Source organism: Pseudomonas sp. Irchel 3H9, from assembly GCF_900187495.1.
GTDB classification, from domain to species: domain Bacteria; phylum Pseudomonadota; class Gammaproteobacteria; order Pseudomonadales; family Pseudomonadaceae; genus Aquipseudomonas; species Aquipseudomonas sivasensis.
In genome coordinates this window covers 488,950-515,005 of the sequence record NZ_FYDK01000001.1, presented here as the reverse complement: position 1 = coordinate 515,005, position 26,056 = coordinate 488,950, and the positions used below count along the sequence as shown (strand labels likewise).

Annotated in this window: 23 protein-coding genes and 1 pseudogene; 16 read left to right on the top strand and 8 right to left on the bottom strand. The window is 57.8% G+C overall.

The features are described 5' to 3' along the window. Positions 1 to 53 precede the first annotated feature (53 nt). Positions 54 to 2,633, top strand: a complete 2,580-nt coding sequence (mutS, locus tag CKW32_RS02430; protein ID WP_095183957.1) for a DNA mismatch repair protein MutS — start codon at positions 54 to 56, stop codon at positions 2,631 to 2,633. A 142-nt stretch (positions 2,634 to 2,775) separates the two neighbouring features. Next, a complete protein-coding gene (fdxA, locus tag CKW32_RS02425) occupies positions 2,776 to 3,099 on the top strand; it encodes a ferredoxin FdxA (protein WP_095183956.1) in 324 nt (107 codons plus the stop codon). 498 nt (positions 3,100 to 3,597) lie between these two features. On the opposite strand, the gene apbC is transcribed toward fdxA, so the two are convergent. Then, complete coding sequence (gene apbC / locus CKW32_RS02420; RefSeq protein ID WP_095183955.1) at positions 3,598 to 4,692, bottom strand: iron-sulfur cluster carrier protein ApbC; 1,095 nt, start codon at positions 4,690 to 4,692, stop codon at positions 3,598 to 3,600. Between the two features lie 172 nt (positions 4,693 to 4,864). On the opposite strand from apbC, the gene metG reads away from it, so the two are divergent. The 5 genes and pseudogenes from metG (at position 4,865) to CKW32_RS02395 (ending at position 9,236) form a co-directional block, all read left to right on the top strand. Next, positions 4,865 to 6,916 (top strand): methionine--tRNA ligase, encoded by a 2,052-nt coding sequence (gene metG / locus CKW32_RS02415; RefSeq protein ID WP_095183954.1) that lies wholly within the window; start codon positions 4,865 to 4,867, stop codon positions 6,914 to 6,916. Between the two features lie 117 nt (positions 6,917 to 7,033). Then, on the top strand, positions 7,034 to 7,204 hold the full coding sequence (locus CKW32_RS02410; protein WP_177434246.1) for a hypothetical protein: 171 nt from the start codon (positions 7,034 to 7,036) through the stop codon (positions 7,202 to 7,204). A 17-nt stretch (positions 7,205 to 7,221) separates the two neighbouring features. Next, positions 7,222 to 7,587 (top strand): annotated as a pseudogene (locus tag CKW32_RS28760) (RnfABCDGE type electron transport complex subunit B); the annotation flags it as partial. Between the two features lie 720 nt (positions 7,588 to 8,307). Next, the gene (gene nth, locus CKW32_RS02400) at positions 8,308 to 8,946 is read left to right on the top strand and encodes an endonuclease III (protein ID WP_095183952.1); all 639 of its coding nucleotides are present in this window, start codon (positions 8,308 to 8,310) and stop codon (positions 8,944 to 8,946) included. 107 nt (positions 8,947 to 9,053) lie between these two features. After that, positions 9,054 to 9,236: a PA3496 family putative envelope integrity protein gene (locus CKW32_RS02395; protein WP_032891782.1), complete on the top strand. Its 183-nt coding sequence runs from the start codon at positions 9,054 to 9,056 to the stop codon at positions 9,234 to 9,236. 83 nt (positions 9,237 to 9,319) lie between these two features. Here CKW32_RS02395 and CKW32_RS02390 read toward each other — a convergent pair whose 3' ends face one another. The 3 genes from CKW32_RS02390 to CKW32_RS02380 form a co-directional block, all read right to left on the bottom strand. Further along, on the bottom strand, positions 9,320 to 9,952 hold the full coding sequence (locus tag CKW32_RS02390) for a response regulator transcription factor (protein WP_032891784.1): 633 nt from the start codon (positions 9,950 to 9,952) through the stop codon (positions 9,320 to 9,322). A 625-nt stretch (positions 9,953 to 10,577) separates the two neighbouring features. After that, positions 10,578 to 11,795 (bottom strand): argininosuccinate synthase, encoded by a 1,218-nt coding sequence (locus CKW32_RS02385; protein ID WP_012722490.1) that lies wholly within the window; start codon positions 11,793 to 11,795, stop codon positions 10,578 to 10,580. Positions 11,796 to 11,924: 129 nt separating this feature from the next. After that, positions 11,925 to 12,833: an OmpA family protein gene (locus CKW32_RS02380; protein WP_095183951.1), complete on the bottom strand. Its 909-nt coding sequence runs from the start codon at positions 12,831 to 12,833 to the stop codon at positions 11,925 to 11,927. A gap of 156 nt (positions 12,834 to 12,989) precedes the next feature. Here CKW32_RS02380 and pyrC point away from each other — a divergent pair, with 156 nt between their 5' ends. Both pyrC and rnt read left to right on the top strand, forming a co-directional pair. Then, on the top strand, positions 12,990 to 14,036 hold the full coding sequence (pyrC, locus tag CKW32_RS02375) for a dihydroorotase (protein ID WP_032891786.1): 1,047 nt from the start codon (positions 12,990 to 12,992) through the stop codon (positions 14,034 to 14,036). Beyond that, complete coding sequence (gene rnt, locus CKW32_RS02370; protein ID WP_032891788.1) at positions 14,033 to 14,704, top strand: ribonuclease T; 672 nt, start codon at positions 14,033 to 14,035, stop codon at positions 14,702 to 14,704. Before pyrC ends, rnt begins: the two co-directional genes overlap by 4 nt. A 66-nt stretch (positions 14,705 to 14,770) precedes the next feature. Here rnt and CKW32_RS02365 read toward each other — a convergent pair whose 3' ends face one another. Beyond that, positions 14,771 to 15,373, bottom strand: a complete 603-nt coding sequence (locus CKW32_RS02365; RefSeq protein ID WP_003172097.1) for a peroxiredoxin — start codon at positions 15,371 to 15,373, stop codon at positions 14,771 to 14,773. Positions 15,374 to 15,616: 243 nt separating this feature from the next. Between CKW32_RS02365 and CKW32_RS02360 the strand changes: the two genes are divergently transcribed. Next, a complete protein-coding gene (locus tag CKW32_RS02360) occupies positions 15,617 to 15,835 on the top strand; it encodes a bacterioferritin-associated ferredoxin (RefSeq protein ID WP_010564137.1) in 219 nt (72 codons plus the stop codon). Between the two features lie 201 nt (positions 15,836 to 16,036). Beyond that, positions 16,037 to 16,507 (top strand): bacterioferritin, encoded by a 471-nt coding sequence (gene bfr / locus CKW32_RS02355; protein WP_017526353.1) that lies wholly within the window; start codon positions 16,037 to 16,039, stop codon positions 16,505 to 16,507. Between the two features lie 79 nt (positions 16,508 to 16,586). On the opposite strand, the gene grxD is transcribed toward bfr, so the two are convergent. Continuing rightward, entirely contained in the window at positions 16,587 to 16,925 is a 339-nt protein-coding gene (gene grxD / locus CKW32_RS02350) for a Grx4 family monothiol glutaredoxin (protein WP_032891789.1), read from the bottom strand. A 77-nt stretch (positions 16,926 to 17,002) separates the two neighbouring features. After that, positions 17,003 to 19,111, bottom strand: coding sequence for a molybdopterin oxidoreductase family protein (locus CKW32_RS02345; protein WP_095183950.1), 2,109 nt, complete (start codon positions 19,109 to 19,111; stop codon positions 17,003 to 17,005). 433 nt (positions 19,112 to 19,544) lie between these two features. Between CKW32_RS02345 and argF the strand changes: the two genes are divergently transcribed. Beyond that, complete coding sequence (gene argF / locus CKW32_RS02335; RefSeq protein ID WP_032891794.1) at positions 19,545 to 20,465, top strand: ornithine carbamoyltransferase; 921 nt, start codon at positions 19,545 to 19,547, stop codon at positions 20,463 to 20,465. After that, positions 20,462 to 21,571, top strand: coding sequence for an ABC transporter ATP-binding protein (locus CKW32_RS02330; RefSeq protein WP_095183949.1), 1,110 nt, complete (start codon positions 20,462 to 20,464; stop codon positions 21,569 to 21,571). Before argF ends, CKW32_RS02330 begins: the two co-directional genes overlap by 4 nt. 135 nt (positions 21,572 to 21,706) lie before the next feature. Here CKW32_RS02330 and ybaK read toward each other — a convergent pair whose 3' ends face one another. Continuing rightward, on the bottom strand, positions 21,707 to 22,177 hold the full coding sequence (gene ybaK / locus CKW32_RS02325) for a Cys-tRNA(Pro) deacylase (RefSeq protein WP_032891799.1): 471 nt from the start codon (positions 22,175 to 22,177) through the stop codon (positions 21,707 to 21,709). 327 nt (positions 22,178 to 22,504) lie between these two features. Here ybaK and CKW32_RS02320 point away from each other — a divergent pair, with 327 nt between their 5' ends. The 3 genes from CKW32_RS02320 (at position 22,505) to CKW32_RS02310 (ending at position 25,785) form a co-directional block, all read left to right on the top strand. Next, positions 22,505 to 23,359: an MIP/aquaporin family protein gene (locus CKW32_RS02320; RefSeq protein WP_032891800.1), complete on the top strand. Its 855-nt coding sequence runs from the start codon at positions 22,505 to 22,507 to the stop codon at positions 23,357 to 23,359. An 81-nt stretch (positions 23,360 to 23,440) separates the two neighbouring features. Next, entirely contained in the window at positions 23,441 to 24,946 is a 1,506-nt protein-coding gene (gene glpK, locus CKW32_RS02315) for a glycerol kinase GlpK (protein ID WP_032891801.1), read from the top strand. An 83-nt stretch (positions 24,947 to 25,029) separates the two neighbouring features. After that, the gene (locus CKW32_RS02310) at positions 25,030 to 25,785 is read left to right on the top strand and encodes a DeoR/GlpR family transcriptional regulator (protein WP_032891803.1); all 756 of its coding nucleotides are present in this window, start codon (positions 25,030 to 25,032) and stop codon (positions 25,783 to 25,785) included. Positions 25,786 to 26,056: the final 271 nt, after the last annotated feature.

Genomic DNA, 26,056 nt, shown 5'->3' with positions numbered 1-26,056 from the left:
AGTATTAGACAGATTTGATTTGTCTATTAGACAGGAAGAGTTGAAAGCCCCGTATGTCCGACCTCTCCAGCCACACCCCGATGATGCAGCAATACTGGCGCCTGAAAAACCAGCACCCTGATCAGTTGATGTTCTATCGCATGGGCGACTTCTACGAGATCTTCTACGAAGACGCGAAGAAGGCCGCCAAGTTGCTGGACATTACCTTGACCGCGCGCGGGCAGTCGGCGGGACAGTCAATTCCAATGTGTGGGATTCCTTACCATTCGTTGGAAGGCTATCTGGTCAAGCTGGTGAAGCTGGGCGAGTCGGTGGTGATCTGTGAGCAGATCGGCGACCCGGCGACCAGCAAGGGGCCGGTAGAGCGTCAGGTGGTGCGCATCATTACACCGGGCACGGTGAGTGATGAGGCGCTGCTGGATGAGCGTCGCGATAACCTGATCGCTGCGGTGTTGGGCGATGAACGGCTGTTCGGCCTTTCCGTGCTGGACATCACCAGCGGCAATTTCAGCGTGCTGGAGATCAAGGGCTGGGAGAACTTGCTGGCGGAGTTGGAGCGCATCAATCCTGTTGAACTGCTGATCCCGGACGATTGGCCGAAGGACCTGCCGGCGGAAAAACGTCGTGGGACCAAGCGCCGTGCGCCGTGGGATTTCGAGCGTGATTCGGCGCTCAAAAGCCTGTGCCAGCAGTTCTCGGTACAAGACCTGAAAGGCTTCGGTTGCGAAACCCTGACCCTGGCCATCGGCGCCGCCGGTTGCCTGCTCAGCTACGCCAAGGAAACCCAGCGCACTGCCCTGCCGCATTTGCGCAGCCTGCGCCATGAGCGCCTGGACGATACCGTGGTGCTCGATGGTGCCAGCCGTCGCAATCTGGAACTGGACACCAACCTGTCCGGCGGGCGTGACAACACGCTGCAATCGGTGGTCGACCGTTGCCAGACTGCCATGGGCAGCCGTCTGCTGACGCGCTGGCTGAATCGTCCGCTGCGGGATCTGAGCGTGCTGCAAGCGCGTCAAACCTCTATTACCTGCCTGCTGGATGGCTATCGCTTTGAAAAGCTCCAGCCACAGCTGAAAGAAATCGGTGACATTGAGCGGATCCTGGCACGGATTGGACTGCGAAATGCGCGCCCTCGTGACTTGGCACGCCTGCGCGACGCCCTTGGCGCCCTGCCGCAGTTGCAAGTGGCGATGACCGAGCTGGACACGCCGCACCTGCAACAGCTCGCAATCACGGCGGGCACCTACCCGGAACTGGCCGCGTTGCTGGAAAAAGCCATCATCGATAACCCGCCGGCGATCATCCGTGACGGTGGTGTATTGAAGACCGGTTACGACAATGAGCTGGATGAACTGCAAGCCCTGAGCGAAAACGCCGGGCAGTTCCTGATTGACCTGGAAGCCCGCGAAAAAGCCCGCACCGGCCTCGCCAACCTGAAGGTCGGCTACAACCGCGTGCACGGCTACTTTATTGAGTTACCAAGCAAGCAGGCCGAGTCGGCACCGATCGATTATCAACGTCGCCAGACCCTCAAAGGCGCCGAGCGCTTTATCACACCGGAACTCAAAGAGTTCGAAGACAAGGCGCTGTCAGCCAAGAGCCGTGCCCTGGCTCGCGAGAAAATGCTTTATGAGGCCTTGCTCGAAGACTTGATCAGCCAACTGGCGCCGCTGCAGGACACTGCCGCCGCCCTGGCGGAGCTGGATGTATTGAGCAACCTTGCCGAACGTGCGTTGAACCTTGATCTCAACTGCCCACGCTTTGTCAGCGAACCGTGCATGCGCATCGTGCAGGGCCGCCATCCGGTGGTGGAACAGGTCTTGACTACGCCATTCGTCGCCAACGACCTGTCCCTGGACGACGATACACGCATGCTGGTGATCACCGGTCCTAACATGGGTGGTAAATCGACCTACATGCGCCAGACCGCTTTAATCGTGTTGCTGGCGCATATCGGCAGCTTCGTGCCGGCGGCCAGTTGCGAACTGTCCCTGGTCGACCGCATCTTCACCCGGATCGGCTCCAGCGATGACCTGGCCGGTGGCCGCTCGACCTTTATGGTGGAAATGAGCGAAACCGCCAACATCCTGCACAACGCCACCGAACGCAGCCTGGTGCTGATGGACGAAGTGGGTCGCGGCACCAGCACCTTCGACGGTTTGTCCCTGGCATGGGCAGCCGCCGAGCGATTGGCGCATCTGCGGGCTTACACACTGTTTGCCACCCACTACTTCGAACTGACGGTGCTGCCGGAAAGCGAGCCACTGGTGGCCAACGTGCACCTCAATGCCACGGAGCACAACGAACGCATCGTGTTCCTGCATCATGTGTTGCCTGGGCCCGCCAGCCAAAGTTACGGACTGGCGGTGGCGCAATTGGCCGGAGTGCCGAACGACGTGATCGTGCGTGCCCGTGAACACCTCAGTCGCCTGGAAACCACGGCTCTGCCCCATGAAACCGTGGTTACCAGCCCAGCCAAGACCGCCAACAAACCTTCCGCGCCTCACCAAAGCGATATGTTCGCCAGCCTGCCACACCCCGTGCTGGATGAGCTGGCCAAGCTTGACCTGGACGGCTTAACACCGCGTAAAGCGCTCGAAATGTTATATGCACTGCAAGTTCGGATATAACGCAGACGCTTGCAAGCTGGTAGACTCTCGCGCGGTTTGGGATGCTGCGGGCTCTTAGCCTGGCCTGCAGACTATCGCTCCCGAACCTCGCGAGCCCTGCCACACAGGGTTTCGCTGCCGCCGCCTGAGGAGAAAATTAGAAATGACCTTCGTCGTTACCGACAACTGCATCAAGTGCAAGTACACCGACTGCGTCGAAGTGTGTCCGGTGGACTGCTTCTACGAAGGCCCGAATTTCCTGGTCATCCACCCGGATGAGTGCATTGATTGCGCCCTGTGTGAACCAGAATGCCCGGCCGTCGCTATCTTCTCCGAGGATGAAGTCCCGGCGGATATGCAGGAATTTATTCAGTTGAACGTCGAGCTGGCGGAGATCTGGCCGAACATCACTGAGAAGAAAGACTCGCTGCCTGACGCAGAAGATTGGGATGGTAAAAAAGGCAAGATCAAACACCTGGAGCGCTAATAGCGCCGCCGCCCAACTGAAAAAGCCCCTTTCCGGGGCTTTTTTGCATTCTGGAGCAGGCATTTACTTTTTTGCAGGCAAAAAAAAGGGGCGGTATGACCCCGCCCACATTTTTTCCCTAGTCCCTTTATTCCTTTTCATCATCCTGATGAATCGCATCCTGCGACGTTCCCTGAGCCATCGTTCCTTAATGGCTGTGTCAATCCGTGGACACAGGACTGATGTTAGAGAGTTCCAAGGGAAGTTCAATGGGATCCAAATCGCCGACCGACACGTGATCGCTCTCTGGCGACGATAAATAATCTTTATATTTCATACAGATAGAAAATGCCTTCATCGATTTTAGCCGCACACGCCAGGTAAAAAACCCAAACACTTACGCAAAAGTAGGCGATTGCTTACACGCCTGATTGCGTAAATGCGCAACTAATATTCGTGGGCGGTTTTGCGAGCAAGAAAAAGCCCCGACAACGCGAGGCTTTTTTCGCTGCAACCTTTTCAGTCTTCGCTCACCGTAATCGTCGGCATTGCCGGTGCTGATGCTTCCTGCAGTACGATCCGCGCACCCACGTGACGGGCCAGCTCCTGATAAACCATGGCGATCTGACCATCAGGCTCGGCCGCAACAGTAGGTTTACCGCCGTCGGCCTGTTCTCGAATCGCCATCGACAACGGCAACGAAGCCAGCAACTCAACCCCGTACTGGGTCGCCAGCTTTTCACCGCCGCCTTCACCAAACAGATGCTCAGCGTGGCCGCAGTTGGAGCAAATGTGCACGGCCATGTTCTCCACGACACCCAGCACCGGGATGTTGACCTTACGGAACATCTCCACACCTTTTTTGGCATCGAGCAGCGCCAAGTCCTGGGGCGTGGTCACGATCACCGAGCCGGCCACAGGGACTTTCTGCGCGAGGGTCAGTTGGATATCGCCGGTGCCTGGCGGCATGTCGATGACCAGGTAATCCAAATCGCCCCAGGCGGTCTGCGTAACCAATTGCAGTAAGGCGCCGGAGACCATCGGGCCACGCCATACCATCGGCGTGTTGTCATCGGTCAGGAACGCCATGGACATGACTTCCACGCCAAGAGATTCGATAGGCACGAACCACTTCTGATCCTTGACCTTCGGCCGCGTGCCTTCTGCAATTCCGAACATCACGCCTTGGCTTGGACCATAGATATCAGCGTCTAGAATGCCCACTCGAGCGCCTTCACGTGCCAGCGCCAGGGCAAGGTTGGCAGCCGTGGTGGATTTCCCCACGCCGCCCTTGCCGGACGCCACGGCAATTACATTCTTGACGTTAGCCAGGCCCGGGATCTGCGCCTGAGCCTTGTGCGGCGCGATTACGCACTGGATGTCGACCTTGGCAGATGTCACACCATCCAGACCTTCAATGGCGATTTGCAGCATCTGCGCCCACCCACTCTTGAACAGACCGGCGGCATAGCCCAGCTCCAGGTGGACCGACACCTGATCGCCCTGGACCTCAATGGCGCGCACACAACCGGCACTGACCGGGTCCTGATTCAAATAGGGGTCGGTGTACTGGCGAAGAACGGCTTCCACCGCTGCGCGATTCACGGCGCTCATGGGCTACTCCCGAAAAAAGACTGACTGAAACAGGCGGCTATCCTAACCGTTCCGGCCGCTTAACGGCATGCTTTCGAAGATGGGGAAGATGCTGAAACAGCGCCACGGGGTGAAATAAATTTCCTGGCGCTTTATAGTGGCCGACCTCCGTTTCATCAAGTAGCCGAGCCCCATGTCCGAGCCACGCAAGATCCTCGTCACCAGCGCCCTGCCCTATGCCAATGGTTCTATCCATCTTGGCCATATGCTTGAGTACATCCAGACCGATATGTGGGTGCGCTTCCAGAAGCATCGCGGCAACCAATGCATTTATGTCTGCGCGGACGACGCCCACGGTTCGGCCATCATGCTGCGCGCCGAAAAGGAAGGCATCACCCCGGAACAACTGATCGCCAATGTGCAGGCTGAACACAGCGCCGACTTTGCCGAGTTCCTGGTGGATTTCGATAACTTCCACTCGACTCACGCTGAAGAAAACCGCGAACTGTCGAACCAGATCTACCTGCGGCTGCGCGACGCCGGGCACATTGCCCAGCGTTCGATCACACAGTATTTCGACCCGGAAAAGAAAATGTTCCTGGCCGATCGCTTCATCAAGGGCACCTGCCCGAAATGCGGCACCGAAGACCAGTACGGCGACAACTGCGAAAAATGCGGTGCGACCTATGCGCCCACCGATCTGAAGGATCCGAAGTCGGCCATCTCCGGCGCCACACCGGTGCTCAAGGATTCCCAACACTTCTTCTTCAAGCTCCCGGATTTCCAGCAGATGCTGCAAACCTGGACCCGCAGCGGCACCCTTCAGGATGCCGTGGCCAACAAGATCGCCGAATGGCTGGATGCGGGCCTGCAACAGTGGGACATCTCGCGTGACGCGCCGTACTTCGGCTTCGAGATCCCAGACGAGCCAGGCAAGTACTTCTATGTGTGGCTGGACGCACCGATCGGCTACATGGCCAGTTTCAAGAACCTCTGCGACCGTACGCCGGAGCTGGACTTCGACGCGTTCTGGGGCAAGGACTCCACCGCCGAGCTGTACCACTTCATCGGCAAGGACATCGTCAATTTCCACGCACTGTTCTGGCCAGCGATGCTCGAAGGTTCGGGCTACCGCAAGCCTACTGGCATTGCCGTGCACGGCTACCTGACGGTCAATGGGCAGAAGATGTCCAAGTCCCGTGGCACATTCATCAAGGCGCGCACCTACCTGGACCACCTGTCCCCGGAATACCTGCGCTACTACTACGCATCCAAATTGGGCCGTGGCGTCGACGACCTCGACCTGAACCTGGAAGACTTCGTACAGAAGGTCAACTCGGACCTTGTGGGCAAAGTCGTGAACATCGCCAGCCGTTGCGCCGGATTTATCCAAAAGGGCAACGCCGGCTTACTGGTGGCAGAAAATGCCGCACCGGAACTGACCGCTGCGTTCCGGGCCGCCGCGCCAAGCATCGCCGACGCCTATGAAGCCCGCGACTTTGCCCGCGCGATGCGCGAGATCATGGGCCTGGCCGACCGCGCCAACGCCTGGATCGCCGATAAGGCCCCGTGGTCGTTGAACAAGCAGGAAGGCAAGCAGGCGGAAGTGCAGGCGATCTGCGCCACAGGTGTCAATCTGTTCCGCCAGTTGGTGATCTTCCTCAAACCGGTTCTGCCGTTGCTGGCAGCCGACGCGGAGGCGTTCCTCAATGTTGCGCCACTGACCTGGAACGACCACACCACCTTGCTCAGCAACCACCAGTTGAACGAGTTCAAGCCGCTGATGACCCGCATCGATCCCGTGAAAGTCCAAGCCATGACCGACGCTTCGAAAGAAGACCTCGTTGCTAGCCAGACCGACACCGGTTCGACTGCACCAACAGGAAATGGTGAATTGGCCAAAGACCCACTTTCTCCGGAAATCGAGTTTGACGCCTTTGCCGCCGTTGACCTCCGTGTTGCGCTGATCATCAAGGCGGAAGCCGTAGAAGGTGCCGACAAACTGCTGCGCCTGACGCTGGATATCGGTGACGAGCAACGCAATGTGTTTTCCGGGATCAAGAGCGCTTATCCGGATCCGTCCAAACTCGATGGTCGCCTGACCATGATGATCGCCAACCTCAAGCCTCGAAAAATGAAGTTCGGTATCTCCGAAGGCATGGTGATGGCGGCCGGCCCTGGGGGCGAAGAGATCTACCTGCTGAGCCCTGATAGCGGCGCCAAGCCGGGTCAGCGCATCAAGTAACGCTGCAATACAGCCCTGTCGTCTCGGCGACAGGGCTATAGATAGCTTATGGCTGGATAACGCGGGCGTGTTGGGCCTGGTATTGCTGTGGACTCACACGCAAAGGTCCTACCTCACATGTTCGCGATGAGCCTGGACACCGGTCTCGGTTTTTGGCCGTTGCTGAGACTGTTCAGCGACTTACGCCAGCAGATCGCGGGCAATGACATTTTCCTACCTTTTCGCGGCCTACCGGTCGAGCTGATGGCGCTAGCATTCCGGGGCTTCAATGCAATGATCAAAACATGAGCCTGATTCAACGTATCGACGCACTGCTGCCGCAGACCCAATGCGGCAAGTGCGGACACCCAGGGTGCAAGCCTTACGCCGAGGGCATCGCCCAGGGCGAGGCCATCAATAAGTGCCCGCCGGGTGGGTATGAAACGATTGCGGGCCTCGCGCAGTTGCTGAGCCTGCCGCTGCTGGAACTGGACACCACCCGTGGCGAGGCACCTGCGCAGGTTGCGTATATCCGCGAGGCCGAGTGCATCGGGTGCACCAAGTGCATCCAGGCCTGCCCGGTGGATGCCATCGTCGGCGCTGCCAAGTTTATGCACACAGTGATTATCGACGAGTGCACGGGCTGTGACCTCTGCGTCGCGCCCTGCCCGGTAGACTGCATCGAGATGCGTCCTCCGATCACCGTACTGCCTATCGTAGGTGGCTTGGCGGCCAACGACGAAGAGCGGCATGAACGTGATATCAAGCGCAATCGCGCACGTTGGCGCTTCGAGCAACGTAACGCGCGCCTGCAACGGGAAGAGGACCACAAGCTCGCAGAACGTCTGGCGCGGGCCAAACGTCCAGCGCAGGTGACGCCTGTGCCGCTGGATGGAGCACAGGCCGCACAGGACGCGGCGATGAAAAAAGCCAAAGTCAATGTCGCGATGAGCCGCGCTCAGTTGCATAAATCATTGAAAGCCTTCGGGCATCCGCCGACGTTTGACCAGCAATCCCAGTTGATCGTCCTACAACAACAGTTTGAGGCAGCTGAGCAGGCACTGGCCAAACTTGAACCCGCCAACATTCCCGCAGCGCCTGTGAGCAACACCGCTGGCCTCAAGCGCGCCAAAATCCAACTGGCGATGCGCCGCGCCGAATTGAAGAAAGCCCAGGATCAACAGGCCGATGCACAACAATTGGCCGATGCGCAAAACAAGCTCGATGAAGCCCAGCGTCAGGTAGATGCCCATGGTGCTTGACGTGTGGCTGGGCACGCCGCCAAGTATGGTTGTACTCACGCTATCGATGGGCGCTCGGAATTCAGACTTCGCGGTGACTGGTAGCAGGGTTCCAGGCTTGGGCCCACTATTCGAAACCACGTTGCTCGCCAACAAGGAATCTTCTGCCTCATGAACGCCGCAAAACGCCTGGAAATTTTCCGCAGACTTCACGAAGACAATCCGGAACCCAAGACCGAACTGGCATACTCCTCGCCGTTCGAGTTGCTGATTGCGGTGATCCTGTCGGCCCAATCCACGGACGTTGGCGTCAACAAGGCCACGGCCAAGCTGTATCCCGTGGCAAACACGCCAGAGGCGATTTATGCGTTAGGCGTGGATGGGTTGTCGGAATACATCAAGACCATTGGCCTCTACAACAGTAAGGCCAAAAACGTCATTGAGACCTGCCGCCTGCTGGTAGAGCTGCATGGAAGCGAAGTGCCGCAAACCCGTGAAGCATTGGAAGCCTTGCCGGGTGTGGGTCGCAAAACCGCCAACGTTGTGCTCAACACTGCATTCCGGCAACTGACCATTGCCGTGGACACTCATATCTTCCGGGTCAGCAACCGAACGGGCATTGCACGTGGCAAGAACGTGGTTGAGGTAGAAAAGCAGTTGATGAAGTTCGTACCAAAGCCCTACTTGCTCGACTCACACCATTGGCTGATCCTGCACGGGCGCTATGTTTGCCAGGCACGCAAGCCACGCTGCGGCAGCTGCCGCATCGAAGACCTGTGCGAATACAAGGACAAAACGTCGGACGATTGAGGCGGCATTAGTTTTCTCGATCAGTCGATTGAAAAAATCTTTTTTACCCGTTCATGGATTATCGTTATAAGGAGCGCCAACGGCAGTCTTACTCCGGAGCTAACGTTATGAGCACTGACAAAGAACAGTTGGATGTGGAAGACGACCTCGTTGAGTCGGATGATGATGGTGCAGAGGCTCCCGTGATAGAGGTCGCCAAGACCAATCTGAGCAAACGCCGTACTATCGACAATCTTCTGGAAGAACGACGCTTGCAAAAACAACTGGCCGACTACGACTTCGATCTCTAAGCCAGCGGTCGAGGGCCGGAAGCCTCCCTTACGGAGGCTTTTTTCTGCGGACTATGCTGGGCTAGGTGCAGCCTGCAAGTCTTCTATACCAAGCCGTTGCGCTGGGCCAGTTCGATCAAATCCACCAGGGAGCGAGCATTGAGCTTAAGCAACAAGCGAGTCTTGTAGGTGCTGACTGTCTTGTTGCTGAGGAACATACCGTCGGCGATTTCTTTGTTCGTCCGGCCCCGAGCCAGTTGCTGCAACACCATCATTTCCCGGCCTGACAACCGCTCGACCATATCAGCCTCACTGGCGTTGCCCATGGTGGAGCGTACCGAGTTGAGTGCCTGGTTTGGAAAGTAGCTGTAACCCGACAAAACCGCTTTGATCGCACTCAGCAATTCGGTCAGGTCCTGCTGTTTGCACACATAACCCGCAGCGCCCGCCTGCATACAACGCATGGAAAAGTGACCTGGGGCCTGGGATGTGAGCACTAGCACCTTGAAGGGTATAGGTTGTTTGGCAGACGACAACCGGCAAATAACTTCCAGGCCATCGAGTTTGGGAATCCCAATATCCAATATGACAATGTCCGGCATATGCTCCCGCGCAAGTTGCAACGCATCGACACCGTTATTGGTCTCGGCAACGACCTCATAACCATGACGCTCCATTAGCATACGCACAGCAAGACGAATGACGGGATGATCATCCACGATCAGCACTTTATTCATGAGAAAGTCCAATTTCGCTGTTCGAATTATTTAGAGCAAGCACAATAGCCTAGTCGTTTCATAGTTGGCATAGCGTCCCCCCCCCGAGCAACAGCAAGCAGAGACCCAACCCACAGCGATAAAGGAAACGCCCTACAAAAAACACCGATTCGAATGTTTCCGGTTTTATGGAGCCTTTCAGACCTTTCCGTCCCATCACACATTTTGAGTAAAATTTCCAGGTTACCAAGGGCAGAACGTGAACGAGCCCCACACAACTATCAGGAAATGCCCCTTGTCTTTCGACTACGGATACTGGAGCTGGTGGAGAAAAGTCGGTAGTTTCAGTTCCATTTAACATATTTTTTTACATCCCTATTTACTACAGAGTCTTAGGTCTCTCACATGTTCTCCCGCACCCACATGAGTGAATTATCTGTAAGACTAGTTCCTATGCAGATGTAAAAAATTCATTCCTCCCTACAAAAAATCGCAGACAGCACACAGCAATCGAGAAAAAACACATTATTCGAATAAGTTTGAACACTGACTAAACAACGTTAAACAATACCGATCTATTTAGAATACTCAGGCAAAAAAAATGGCCCCTTGAACAAGGGGCCATTCTTCAAAACAAGCTAAACACTCAGAATAACGAGCGGCCTTTATTAGCGGCAATGCGCATGCGCAATGCGTTCAACTTGATAAAGCCTGCTGCGTCAGCCTGGTTGTAAGCGCCGCCATCTTCTTCGAAGGTGGCGATGTTGGCGTCGAACAACGAATCATCAGACTTGCGGCCGGTAACGATCACATTACCCTTGTACAGTTTCAGGCGCACAACGCCGTTCACGTGAGCCTGGGAGGCGTCGATCATCTGTTGCAGCATCAGACGCTCTGGGCTCCACCAGTAGCCGGTGTAGATCAGGCTGGCGTACTTGGGCATCAGCTCGTCTTTGAGGTGAGCCACTTCGCGGTCCAGGGTAATGGACTCGATGGCGCGGTGAGCGCGCAGCATGATGGTGCCGCCTGGGGTTTCGTAGCAGCCACGGGACTTCATGCCCACATAGCGGTTCTCTACGATGTCGAGACGGCCGATACCGTGTTCGCCACCGATACGGTTCAGGGTCGCCAGCACAGTGGCCGGGGTCATTTCGACGCCGTCCAGTGCGACGATGTCGCCGTTGCGGTAGGTGAGCTCCAGGTACTGCGGCTTGTCTGGAGCGTTCTCCGGGGAGACGGTCCATTTCCACATGTCTTCTTCGTGCTCGGTCCAGGTGTCTTCCAGCACGCCGCCTTCATAGGAGATGTGCAGCAGGTTGGCGTCCATCGAGTACGGGGATTTCTTCTTGCCATGACGCTCGATCGGGATTGCATGCTTTTCAGCGTAATCCATCAGCTTTTCACGGGACAGCAGGTCCCATTCGCGCCAAGGGGCAATCACTTTCACGCCGGGCTTGAGCGCGTAGGCACCCAGCTCGAAACGTACCTGGTCGTTGCCCTTGCCGGTAGCGCCATGGGAAATGGCGTCAGCGCCGGTTTCGTTGGCGATTTCGATCAGGCGCTTGGCGATCAGCGGACGTGCGATGGAGGTACCCAGCAGGTACTCGCCTTCATAGACGGTGTTGGCGCGAAACATCGGGAAGACGAAATCGCGGACGAATTCTTCGCGCAGGTCGTCAATGTAGATCTCTTTCACGCCCATGGCTTGCGCCTTGGCACGTGCAGGTTCGACCTCTTCGCCCTGACCCAGGTCAGCGGTGAAGGTCACCACTTCACAGTTATAAGTATCCTGCAGCCACTTGAGGATCACCGAAGTGTCCAGGCCGCCGGAATACGCGAGAACGACCTTGTTTACGTCGGCCATGCCATCACTCCACGGGGTTGTACGGAAAGGCGTCGATTCTACCGATCAAAACCGTGGATTTACAGGGGCGCGACAGCAAATGAAGATAAAGCGACAGATTATGTCGAGTGAGCGACCGATGGTCGCACGTCAGGAGGTGTGTGCTGGGTTGCTCGGCCCCGCCGCCTGGGGCGCCGGTTTCTCGGGGACAGCCACACGTTCGAGCTGAATATTCACACGGCGGTTGCGGGCCCGGTTGGCGGCATTGGTATTGGGCGCCAAGGGGTAACTTTCGCCATGGAAACGCAGGGTAATTTGGGACTCCTGGATACCATTGGCCTTGAAGTAGTCCATTACCGCCAGCGCGCGGCGGCGTGAAACATCGCGATTGCTCAGGCGATTGCCACTGTTGTCCGAATGGCCATTCAATTCGACATGGTTGACGGTAGGATCCGCTTTCATGAATTCGAGAATCACTGCCAGCTTCTGCTTGGCCGCGGCGTCGAGCTCGATGCCCCCCCCAGGGAAGCCGACTTCAGTCTGCTTGACCTGATCGTAATTCATCGGCAACAACTTGGCCGTGCACAGCTGATAGTCGCCGTAGGCCTTGTTGAATTTCACCGGCAGCAGGCGAATTTCTGAATAGCCGCCCTCACGCCCATAGTGCCGCACGGTGGGCGAGCGGCCATCGAGCAAACCGTTGAACAGACGCCCAGCCTGGGCTTGAGAGCTGTTGAACAGCACATCACCGCTGCCAGCACGTACGGCACCGAGGTTGATGTCACCCCGACCGGGCTGCCAAGGGGCAGCGGCAGCCAACAAGGTGGCCGATCCTGCGCCCAGCGATCCGTTATAGGCTTTCAGACGGAACGTCGCCTGCTCACCCGCCCGGCGCACGAACTCACCCGAACCGAAATCGGTGATCGGTTGGGTTAGGCGGCACTCGAACTTGTCGCCCTCTACTTTCCACTCAATATTCTCCAGACGTGTCTGGAACGTGAGGGCCATCGCAGGCAGGCTGGCGAACACACTGAGCAGGGCTAGATAATGCTGGCGCACGGGAGGCTCCACTGGTTTCTACAACACTTCAAAGCGTCATACATCGATAAGGCATACGAAAGGCTATCGGATGCATCCTGCAAAACTTGATAGCGAGTGCCTGCAAGAGTCTTTTCCGGTAGCATTCCCACCAGATTGACCCGCCTGGAATCCCCAATGTCCGACCGCCTGACCCTGCTGCGTCCCGACGACTGGCATATTCATCTTCGCGATGGTGCTGCGTTGCCCCAAACCGTGGCCGATGTAGCGCGTACGTTTGGCCGCGCCATCATCATGCCTAACCTGGTACCACCGGTGCGTAACGCCGCTGAAGCCGATGCCTATCGCCAGCGTATCCTCGCTGCACGACCGGCCGGCAGCCGCTTCGAACCGTTGATGGTGCTCTACCTCACCGACCGCACCCAGCCCGAAGAAATTCGCGAGGCCAAAGCCAGCGGTTATGTGCACGCCGCCAAGCTGTACCCGGCTGGCGCGACCACCAACTCCGACTCCGGCGTGACCAGTATCGACAAGATCCTGCCCGCTATCGAAGCCATGGCCGAAGTGGGCATGCCGCTGCTGATCCACGGTGAAGTTACCCGTGGCGACGTGGACGTGTTCGATCGCGAGAAGATCTTCATCGACGAGCACATGCGCCGCGTGGTCGAGCTATTCCCGACCCTCAAGGTGGTGTTCGAGCACATCACCACGGCCGATGCCGTGCAGTTCGTCACCGAGGCCTCGGCCAACGTAGGCGCAACCATCACCGCCCATCACCTGCTGTACAACCGCAACCACATGCTGGTGGGCGGGATTCGGCCGCACTTCTATTGCCTGCCAATCCTCAAGCGCAATACCCACCAGGTGGCCTTGCTGGATGCCGCGACCAGCGGTAATCCGAAGTTTTTCCTCGGCACCGACTCCGCGCCTCACGCCCAGCACGCCAAGGAAGCCGCGTGCGGCTGTGCCGGTTGCTACACCGCTTATGCCGCTATCGAGCTGTACGCAGAAGCGTTCGAACAACGCAACGCCTTGGACAAACTCGAGGGTTTCGCCAGCCTCAACGGCCCACGTTTCTATGGCCTGCCGGCGAATACCGACCGCATTACCCTGGTCCGTGAAGACTGGACCGCCCCTGCCAGCCTGCCATTTGGCGAGCTGACCGTTATCCCGCTGCGCGCCGGTGAAACACTGCGCTGGCGCCTGCTGGAGGAAAGCAAGTGAGTGAAGACCATTACGATGACGACCAGGAACACGGCGGTGGTGGTTCGCGCCACCCAATGGCCGAACGTTTCCGTGGCTATCTGCCTGTCGTTATCGACGTAGAAACCGGCGGTTTCAATTGCGCCACCGACGCGCTGCTGGAAATTGCCGCGACGACCATCGGCATGGACGAACAGGGCTTTGTGTATCCAGAACACACCCACTTCTTCCGCGTCGAGCCGTTTGAAGGTGCCAACATTGAAGCGGCAGCCCTGGAGTTCACAGGGATCAAGCTTGATCACCCACTGCGCATGGCGGTGAGTGAAGAAGCAGCGCTGACCGATATCTTCCGTGGAGTGCGCAAGGCGTTGAAGGCCAATGGCTGCAAACGCGCGATCCTGGTCGGGCATAACAGCAGCTTCGACCTGGGTTTCCTGAACGCAGCCGTGGCGCGGTTGGACATGAAGCGCAACCCGTTTCACCCGTTCTCCAGCTTCGACACCGCAACCCTTGCCGGCCTCGCCTACGGTCAGACCGTATTGGCCAAAGCCTGCCAGGCCGCCGGTATCGATTTCGACGGTCGCGAAGCCCACTCGGCCCGATACGACACAGAAAAGACCGCTGATCTGTTCTGCGGCATCGTCAACCGCTGGAAGCAGATGGGCGGCTGGGAAGACTTCGGCGACTGAGTTCAAATCCCGCCTATAAAAAAACCGGCCTGTTACAGGCCGGTTTTTTTGTACCTCGATTCTGGCTTACAGCTTGCCAGCGTTCTCGGTCAGGTAAGCCGCAACGCCTTCTGGCGAAGCGTTCATGCCTTTGTCGCCCTTCTTCCAGTTGGCAGGGCACACTTCGCCGTGCTCTTCGTGGAATTGCAGAGCGTCGACCAGGCGAATCAGCTCTTCCATGTTACGGCCCAGCGGCAGGTCGTTGATGATCTGCGAGCGGACAACGCCTTTGTCATCGATCAGGAACGCGCCACGGAAAGCCACGCCGCCTTCGGACTCAACGTCGTAAGCCTTGGCAATGTCGTGCTTCATGTCGGCAGCCATGGTGTATTTGACTTTGCCGATGCCGCCATCGTTGATGGCAGTGTTGCGCCAGGCGTTGTGGGTGAAATGGGAGTCGATGGAAACGGCGACCACTTCAACGTTACGCGCCTTGAAATCGTCCATGCGGTGGTCCAGAGCGATCAGCTCCGAAGGGCAGACGAAAGTGAAGTCCAGCGGGTAGAAGAACACCAGGCCGTATTTGCCTTTAATGGCTTCAGACAGTTTGAAGCTGTCAACGATTTCGCCATTGCCGAGCACGGCAGGTACGTCGAAATCCGGGGCTTGTTTGCCGACGAGTACGCTCATTAGGTATCTCCTGATGTAAGGGTGACGATTGAAGTAAAAGGACCGGCCCTGAGTCTGCCGCATTCAAGCGACAGCCCTGTGACGCAGTCACGCTTCGTGAAGACCGACCATCATACACTGAAAAAACCGTTCGTCAGCGTGAGGGCGGTGCGGGCAAATACCCTACGAATCTACTTTGACAATCATTCTCGTTAACATTAAGATCCATCGCACTTAAGCCTTAACCCCGCGACGGTTCTCCCTATGTATGTGTGCCTCTGTACTGGCGTCACCGACGGACAAATCCGCGAAGCAATCTATGAAGGTTGCTGCAGCTATAAGGAAGTACGTGAAACCACCGGCGTTGCCAGCCAATGTGGCAAATGTGCCTGCCTCGCCAAGCAAGTGGTACGGGAAACCCTGACGCAGCTGCAGACAGCCCAGGCAGCACTCCCCTACTCAGCAGAATTTACACACGCTTAAATAGGCGTGTTTTAAAGAGCCGGACTTAGTGTCCGGTTTTTTTATGTCTGTAATTCAATTAGTTAGCCCCAAGACGCGGAACACAAACATTCTTATTCCGATTAATTTTCATTTATTATTCAATAACTTAGGTTTGACACTGAGGTTTTCGCCGCTCAAACTCCGCCCTATACACAGCTATTACAGGGCAGGACCCCAGTCATGAAAGGCGACATCTCAGTCATCCAGCAACTTAACAAAATCCTTGCCAATGAACTGGTCGCGATCAATCAGTACTTTCTGCATGCACGCATGTACGACGATTGGGGCCTGGAAAAGCTTGGCAAGCGCGAATACAAAGAATCCATCAAAGCCATGAAGGACGCAGACGCGCTGATCAAGCGCATTCTGTTCCTGGAAGGCCTACCGAACGTCCAGGACCTGGGCAAGCTGAACATCGGCGAGCACACCCAGGAAATGATCGGCAGCGACCTGGGTTTTGAACGCAAGAGCCACAGCGACCTCAAGGCGGCCATCGCTCACTGCGAAGCCCAAGGCGATTTCGGCAGCCGTGAATTGCTGGAAGATATCCTGGAAGATCAGGAAGAACACATCGACTGGCTGGAAACCCAATTGGGCCTGATCGACAAGGTCACCCTGGAAAATTACCTGCAATCGCAGATGGGCGAATAAGCCTTATCGGCTTGCCGGTAAACCCCCACAAAAAAGCCCCGCTCTCTCACGAGAAGCGGGGCTTTTTATTGCAGGCGAATCAAGCGTCAGTCTTGGCCGCCGCATTTGCCGCTGCGTCTTTGATCAGCGTCTGCAACGAACCATCAGCTGCCATTTCAGTGATGATATCGCTACCGCCAACCAGCTCACCGGCTACCCACAGCTGTGGGAAAGTCGGCCAGTTGGCGTACTTCGGCAGGTTGGCGCGGATTTCCGGGTTTTGCAGGATATCCACGTAAGCGAACTTCTCGCCACACTGCATAACAGCCTGGGAAGCCTTCGCGGAGAAACCGCACTGAGGAGCGTTAGGGGCGCCCTTCATGTAAAGCAGAATGGTGTTATTGGCAATCTGCTCTTTGATCGTTTCGATGATATCCATGGAACACCTCGGCTGGAACTTTGCGACTCACAGGTCGGCACGGTGGCGCATTGTAACGCAAAATTCCAGCCGGGTGCTCAGGCCGCTGCTACCTGGACCGGAACGCCATTGAGCGCAGCGTTCCCCGATAGCTCATCCAACTGCCGCTCGTCGGTCAAGTCATTCGCGCTCGCCCCCGGTTGCCCGCTGGCGATGGTCATCTGGACGCCCGGGCGAGCGTGGCCCCAGCCATGGGGCAGGCTGACGACCCCGGGCATCATCTCCAGACTGGCCAGCACCTCTACCTCGATCATGCCAATGCGCGAACTCACGCGAACCCGCTGACCATCACTCAGTTGCCGACTGACAAGGTCATCGGGATGCATCAGCAATTGATGTCGGGGCTTGCCCTTCACCAAGCGATGATAATTATGCATCCAGGAATTATTGCTGCGCACATGCCGACGGCCAATCAGCAGCAGTTCGTCAGCCATGGGCAGCGGCTGCGCGGCGAAGCGCGCCAGGTCGGCAAGAATCACAGCAGGCGCGGCCTGAACCTTGCCGTCAGCCGTTTTCAAGCGCGCAGAAAGATTGGGCTGCAACGGCCCCAAATCCATGCCATGGGGGTGATCGGCCAGCATCGCAACCGACAGTTTATGACTCGACGCATCACCATACGCCCCGGCACGCAGTCCGAAGTCGATCATCTTGGCCGGCGGCATCGTCGGTTTAAGCACAACACCGGTCTGCGCCGCAAAGGCGGTGGCCAGACCGACGAAAATTTCCCAGTCATGCAAGGCCCCTTCGGGCTTGGGCAAGATCGCGCGGTTGAAACGGGTGACGTTACGCACCGCAAACATGTTGAAGGTGGTGTCGTAGTGATCGTTTTCCAAGGCCGAGGTGGACGGCAAAATCAGATCGGCGTACCGAGTGGTCTCGTTGATGTAAAGATCGATACTGACCATGAACTCCAACCCATCCAGCGCCTGCTCCAACTGGCGACCGTTAGGGGTCGACAGCACAGGATTGCCCGCTACCGTGATCAATGCGCGGATCTGCCCTTCGCCGTCAGTAAGCATTTCTTCAGCCAGGGCCGACACCGGCAACTCGCCGCCGTACTCCGGACGCCCGGAAACCCGGCTTTGCCAGCGGTTGAAATGCCCGCCACCGGTCGACGCTACCAGGTCCACCGCGGGGGTGGTGCACAAGGCGCCGCCAACCCGGTCCAGGTTGCCGGTGACCAGGTTGATCAACTGCACCAACCAATGGCAGAGCGTGCCAAACGCCTGGGTCGACACACCCATACGCCCATAACACACGGCCTTGTCCGCTGCGGCAAAGTCCCGCGCTAATTGGCGGATCTGTTCGGCAGGCACCGCACACTGGCGGCTCATGGCCTCGGCAGTAAAGCCTGCGATAGCACGGCGAACGTCCTCAAGACCGTCTACCGGTAAATGACTGGCGCGTGTCAGGTTTTCGGTAAACAAGGTGTTGAGCACACCGAACAACAGCGCCGCATCTCCACCCGGCCGCACGAATAGGTGTTGATCAGCAATCGCCGCCGTTTCACTGCGCCGAGGGTCTACCACCACCACTTTGCCGCCCCGGGACTGAATGGCTTTAAGGCGCTTCTCCACATCTGGTACGGTCATAATGCTGCCGTTGGAAGCCAGCGGGTTGCCACCCAGGATCAGCATAAAGTCGGTGTGATCGATGTCCGGGATCGGCAGCAGCAGGCCATGGCCGTACATCAAGTGGCTGGTGAGGTGATGAGGCAACTGATCCACAGAGGTCGCGGAATACCGATTGCGCGTCTTGAGCAGGCCGAGGAAGTAGTTGCTGTGAGTCATCAGCCCATAGTTGTGCACGCTGGGGTTGCCCTGATACACCGCCACCGCATTCTGCCCGTGCCGGGCCTGGATACCCGACAGCCGCTCGGCGACCAAGGAAAACGCTTCGTCCCAAGGGATCGCTCGCCATTCGCTGCCCGTTCGCAACATCGGCTGGTGAAGGCGGTCCGGGTCATTCTGGATATCCTGCAACGCCACCGCCTTTGGGCAGATATGACCACGGCTGAAGGTGTCCAACGCGTCGCCCTTGATCGAGGTGATCGCCAGGCTGCCGTCTTCGGCTTGGGTAGTTTCCAGGGTCAAGCCACAGATGGCTTCACATAGATGGCACGCACGGTGATGGAGAGTCTTGGTCATGGCCAGTCTCTTTATAGGGGCTTTGGTCTGACTATGGGCCGCGACCATGACAGACGCCAGTATCGTTCGTCCTGTGAATCGGCGAGCATTAGGCCAGGCCATGACCAAGCATGAGCAAATGTTACAAAACCCTGTATACAGCCCCGGAAACCGACGCAGCCTGATCCGAGCCCGCCCCCGCGCATTGCAAAAGGTTGCGACGCCAGTGTACAAATGGCCCGCTGCCGTCAGGAAATCGTCTTCAAAAGCGCTCTCGCGCCCTTCTTGAACACCCCTAAAAACGTAGCCCTATTGGTAAGACGCGACATTTAATGTCAATATCGCGCCTTCCCCTATTTCGTCGCCCCGTGCGGCTTTCGCCGCAGGTCTCGCCCGTTGTCACAATAAACAAGGCTTTGAGTATCTGCGGTCTGTTGCAAAAAGGTAGTTAATGATGAGCGCAAGGCACTTTCTCTCCCTGATGGATTGCACGCCCGAAGAGCTGGTCAGCGTGATCCGTCGAGGCATTGAGCTTAAAGACCTGCGTAACCGCGGCGTACTGTTCGAGCCTTTGAAAAACCGCGTCCTCGGCATGATTTTCGAGAAGTCGTCGACCCGCACCCGTGTGTCTTTTGAAGCCGGCATGATCCAACTAGGTGGCCAAGCCATCTTCCTGTCTTCGCGCGACACTCAACTGGGTCGTGGCGAGCCTGTCGCCGACAGCGCCCGCGTCATGTCGCGCATGCTGGATGCGGTGATGATCCGTACCTTTGCCCACAGCACCGTCACCGAATTTTCCGCCAACTCACGAGTTCCGGTGATCAACGGCCTGTCCGATGACCTGCACCCGTGCCAGTTGCTGGCTGACATGCAAACCTTCCTTGAGCACCGTGGCTCCATCCAAGGCAAGACCGTGGCCTGGATCGGTGACGGCAACAACATGTGCAACAGCTATATAGAAGCGGCGATCCAATTCGACTTCCAACTGCGCATTGCTTGCCCGCAAGGCTACGAGCCTGACGCGCGCTTCCTGGCACAGGCCGGCGATCGCGTCACCCTGGTGCGTGACCCACGTGACGCCGTGCTGGGCGCGCACCTCGTCAGCACCGACGTCTGGACCTCCATGGGCCAGGAAGACGAAACCGCCCAGCGCCTGGCCCTGTTCGCGCCGTACCAGGTAAATCGGGCCCTGCTCGACCTGGCTGCACCGGATGTGCTGTTCATGCACTGCCTGCCCGCTCACCGCGGCGAAGAAATTAGCCTCGACCTGCTTGACGATGAGCGCTCGGTCGCCTGGGACCAGGCCGAAAACCGCCTGCACGCTCAGAAGGCTCTGCTCGAATTCCTCGTCCCGCCTTCGTACCACCACGCATGAGCCAGCCACTTCTGCTGAACCTGCGCAATCTGGCATGCGGCTATCAAGATCAACGGGTGGTGCAGAACCTCAATCTGCACCTGAACGCGGGCGATATCGGCTGCCTGCTCGGCTCATCAGGCTGCGGTAAAACCACCACTCTGCGCGCGATTGCCGGTTTTGAGCCGGTGCATGAAGGCGAAATCAGCCTGGCAGGAGAAGTGATCTCCAGTGCCGGTTTCACCCTGGCACCGGAGAAGCGTCGCATCGGCATGGTGTTCCAGGACTATGCGCTGTTTCCCCACCTCAGCGTGGCCGACAACATCGCGTTCGGCATCCGCAAGCATCCACAAAAGGATCGCGTGGTTACCGAGTTGCTGGAACTGGTCAACCTGAAGAATCTGGGCAAGCGCTTCCCTCACGAACTGTCCGGCGGCCAGCAGCAACGTGTCGCCCTCGCCCGCGCCCTGGCGCCGGAGCCGCAACTGTTGCTGCTGGACGAACCCTTCTCCAACCTTGATGGCGAACTGCGGCGCAAGCTCAGCCATGAGGTGCGCGACATTCTCAAGGCGCGCGGCACCAGTGCGATTCTGGTCACCCATGACCAGGAAGAAGCGTTTGCCGTGAGTGATCAGGTCGGCGTCTTCAAGGAGGGCCGTCTGGAGCAGTGGGACACGCCCTACAACCTCTATCACGAACCTCAGACACCCTACGTCGCCAGCTTTATCGGCCAGGGTTATTTCATTCGTGGTCAATTGAGCTCGCCCGAGTCAGTCAGCACCGAACTGGGTGACCTGCGCGGCAATCGCGCCTACACCTGGCCGACCGGTGGTGCGGTGGATGTGTTGCTACGCCCGGATGACATCGTCTACGCGCCGGACAGTGCATTGAAAGCCCGGATCGTCGGTAAGACGTTCCTCGGTGCATCCACCTTGTACCGTCTGCAGTTGCCGACCGGCGCGCAATTGGAATCGATTTTCCCCAGTCATGCCGACCATCAGGTGGGGGCGGATGTGGGGATTCGTGTAGCCGCTGAGCATCTGGTGCTGTTTCAGGCTTCGGGCAGCACCGCGGCGCAGATCCCTCGATCCGAGTCGGGCGTACGGCGCTACAACCCGGCACACTGAGTATTTGAAGAATACTGGTCATCATGTGGGAGGGAGCTTGCTCCCGATGGCAGTGGGTCAGCTGTAGATACACCGGCTGACCTACAGCGATAGTGAGCAAGCGCCCTCCCACATGGGCTCTCCAGGAGCCGGGGATTACGCCCGGCCAATTTCTGCGAATATGGCCTGGGTGTGCTCCGCCAGCACCGCTGCCGACAACTCCACTTCCAAACCCCGCCTCCCCGCACTGACAAAAATTGTCGTGAACGGCTGCGCCGTCACATCGATAAACGTGCGCAAACGCTTCTTCTGCCCCAACGGACTGATGCCACCTAACAGATAACCGGTCGAACGCTGCGCCGCGGCGGGGTCGGCCATTTCTACTTTTTTCACCCCCGCCGCGTGCGCCAGGGCTTTCAAGTCCAGACTTCCGACGACCGGCACCACAGCCACCAACAATTCGCCTTTTTCGCTGCTGGCCAACAAGGTCTTGAACACCTGCGCCGGGTCGAGGCTCAACTTTTCTGCGGCCTCCAGGCCATATGAGGCGGCCTTGGGATCGTGTTCATAACTGTGGATGCGATGTTCGGCGCGAACTTTTTTCAACAAATCCAATGCGGGGGTCATGGCGTCTCCGGCGGTGGCAAACAGGTGGCCAATTCTAGGCCAAGCCCGCGTAAAACGCTCTAATGCGCACCTCTCTTCCAACGATAGTCCGTAGGGCAAGCATGATCATTCATCAAACCCATAGTTCGAAAGTGACTGACCGTTCACTTTCGACCTTTGACAGCGGTCATTCTTGTCTATATTTTTTCGCTTACGAACACTGTAGTAATACACCTACAGTATTCCAGCAGTAAGCCGTGCCTTGGATGGGGATCCTCGTCACGGTGAAAATCGCGCCACCGCCCGTTGAGGCAGTGCGCCAGACAAGAACAACAATTGAGGTTTTCCATGACAACTGCTCTTCAACAGCCTTCACTTTCGAGCCAATGCATGGCCGAGTTCCTGGGGACTGCGCTTCTGATCTTCTTCGGTACAGGATGTGTCGCTGCCCTCAAGGTCGCGGGTGCCAGCTTTGGGTTATGGGAAATCAGCATCATCTGGGGTATCGGCGTCAGCATGGCGATCTACCTGAGCGCCGGTATTTCCGGGGCTCACCTCAACCCAGCCGTCAGCATCGCCCTGTGCCTTTTCGCCGATTTCGAAAAGCGCAAATTGCCCTTCTACATCCTCGCCCAAGTGGCCGGCGCATTCTGCTCAGCGGCGCTGGTGTACACGCTCTATAGCAATCTGTTTTTCGATTACGAACAAACCCATCATCTGGTACGCGGCACTCAAGCCAGCCTGGAATTGGCGTCGGTGTTCTCCACCTACCCTCATGCCCTGCTGAGCACTGCACAGGCTTTCCTGGTGGAAATGGTCATTACGGCGATTCTGATGGGCGTGATCATGGCCCTGACCGATGACAACAACGGCCTGCCACGCGGCCCGTTGGCGCCACTGCTGATCGGCCTGCTGATTGCGGTAATTGGCAGCGCCATGGGCCCGTTGACCGGCTTTGCGATGAACCCGGCGCGGGATTTCGGGCCCAAGCTGATGACCTTTTTCGCTGGTTGGGGTGAAATGGCCTTCACTGGCGGCCGCGATATTCCTTACTTCCTGGTGCCGATTTTCGCGCCGATTGTCGGCGCATGCCTGGGTGCTGCGGCCTATCGCGGGCTGATTGCCCGTCATCTGCCGAGCGCCGCACCTGCTGTCGCCGAAACCCAAGACACCGCCGTCACTGGCGAAACCCGTATTTCCTGATAATACCGCCTGGTCCCTACTGCCCTTTTAGTGGCCCAGGCTGTTGATCCACTCCCTTATTTCTCGTCCAAGGCAATCGACATGACCGACATTCAGAATAAGAACTACATCATTGCCCTTGATCAGGGCACCACCAGTTCCCGGGCAATCATCTTCGATCGTGACGCCAACGTGGTCTGCACCGCCCAGCGTGAGTTCACTCAGCACTACCCACAGCCAGGGTGGGTTGAACATGACCCGATGGAAATCTTCGCTACCCAGAGCGCGGTGATGGTCGAAGCCCTGGCACAAGCCGGCCTGCACCACGACCAGGTCGCCGCCATCGGTATCACCAACCAGCGTGAAACCACCGTAGTGTGGGACAAAATCACCGGCCGCCCGATCTACAACGCCATCGTGTGGCAGTGCCGCCGAAGCACCGAGATCTGCCAGCAGCTCAAGCGTGACGGCCACGAGCAATACATCAACGACACCACCGGCCTGGTCACCGACCCGTACTTTTCCGGTACCAAGCTCAAGTGGATCCTCGATAACGTCGAAGGCAGCCGTGAGCGCGCTCGCAACGGCGAACTGCTGTTCGGCACCGTGGACAGCTGGCTGATCTGGAAATTTACCGGCGGCAAAACCCACGTCACCGATTACACCAACGCCTCGCGCACCATGCTCTTCAACATCCACACCTTGGAGTGGGATGCGAAGATGCTGGAGATCCTCGACGTTCCTCGCGAAATGCTGCCGGAAGTGAAGTCCTCTTCGGAGATCTACGGCCGCACCAAGAGCGGCATCGCCATCGGCGGTATCGCCGGTGACCAGCAAGCGGCGCTGTTCGGCCAGATGTGCGTGGAAGCCGGCCAGGCCAAGAACACCTACGGCACCGGCTGCTTCCTGCTGATGAACACCGGCGACAAAGCGGTGAAATCCAAGCACGGCATGCTCACCACCATCGCCTGCGGCCCGCGTGGCGAAGTGGCCTACGCACTCGAAGGCGCGGTGTTCAACGGCGGCTCCACTGTGCAGTGGCTGCGTGACGAGTTGAAGATCATTGCCGACGCCACCGACACCGAATACTTCGCCGGCAAGGTCAAGGACAGCAATGGCGTGTACCTGGTCCCGGCCTTCACCGGCCTGGGTGCTCCTTACTGGGACCCCTACGCCCGTGGCGCACTGTTCGGCCTGACCCGTGGCGTACGCGTGGATCACATTATTCGTGCAGCCCTGGAGTCGATTGCCTACCAAACCCGTGACGTTCTCGATGCCATGCAGCAGGACTCCGGCGAACGCCTCAAGGCCCTGCGTGTGGACGGCGGCGCGGTAGCCAACAACTTCCTGATGCAGTTCCAGGCCGATATCCTCGGCACCCAGGTCGAGCGCCCGCAAATGCGCGAGACCACGGCATTGGGCGCCGCCTATCTGGCCGGCCTGGCCTGTGGCTTCTGGGGCAGCCTGGACGAGTTGCGAGGCAAGGCAGTGATCGAGCGCGAATTCGAACCACAGCTCGATGAAGCAGCCAAAGAAAAACTCTACGCTGGCTGGCAAAAAGCTGTCAGCCGCACCCGCGACTGGGAACCGCACGAAGGCGCCGAATAAGCCAAGCTCCGGTTGTAACTGGCCGGGAGCGGATTCCTGCGTCATCATGGGCCACTTTTGTATGGCAGCCCAAAGGACGCCCCATGAATCTGCCTCCCCGCCAACAACAAATCCTCGAACTGGTCCGCGAGCGCGGCTACGTCAGTATCGAGGAAATGGCGCAGCTATTTGTTGTCACCCCGCAGACCATCCGCCGCGATATCAATCAGCTGGCGGACGCCAATTTGCTGCGCCGCTACCACGGCGGCGCGGCCTATGACTCCAGTGTCGAAAACACCGCGTACGCCATGCGTGCCGACCAGATGCGCGACGAGAAACAGCGCATCGGCGAGGCCATTGCCGCGCAAATCCCCGACCACGCCTCGCTGTTCATCAATATCGGCACCACCACCGAGTCCATCGCCCGTGCGCTGTTGAATCACAACCACCTGAAAATCATCACCAACAACCTCAACGTCGCCACCATGCTCAGTGCCAAGGATGACTTTGACGTGCTGCTGACTGGCGGCAACGTGCGGCGTGACGGCGGTGTGGTGGGCCAGGCCAGCGTGGACTTCATCAACCAGTTCAAGGTCGACTTTGCCTTGGTGGGTATCAGCGGCATTGATGAAGACGGCAGCTTGTTGGATTTCGATTACCAGGAAGTCAGGGTTTCCCAGGCGATCATCGCCAATGCCCGCAAAGTGATCCTGGCGGCGGACTCGAGCAAATTTGGGCGCAATGCCATGATTCGTTTAGGGCCGATCAGCCTGGTGGACTGCCTGGTGACGGATCAGCAGCCGGTGCCGGCGCTGGTGCAGTTGCTGAATGACCATAAGGTTCGCCTGGAAGTCGTATAGCGTCTGCACTGACGTCATCGGGGGCAAGCCCCCTCCCACCCTTCGAGCTGTGAATACGCTCGAATGTGGGAAGGGGCTTACTCCCACAATGGCGCGCCATCACACACCCTTTTCCTCAAGCCTTTCCAAGGCTCATGTTCACAATTCTTCCTTTTCCCGCCCTTTGATGAGTTTTTTCAATCAAAGTCGAGTGGCTGTGCGCGCGTTTATCAGCTACCATTTTCGCAAATGAACATTAATGTTCGAATTCCAAGACGAAAAAATCGCGAGG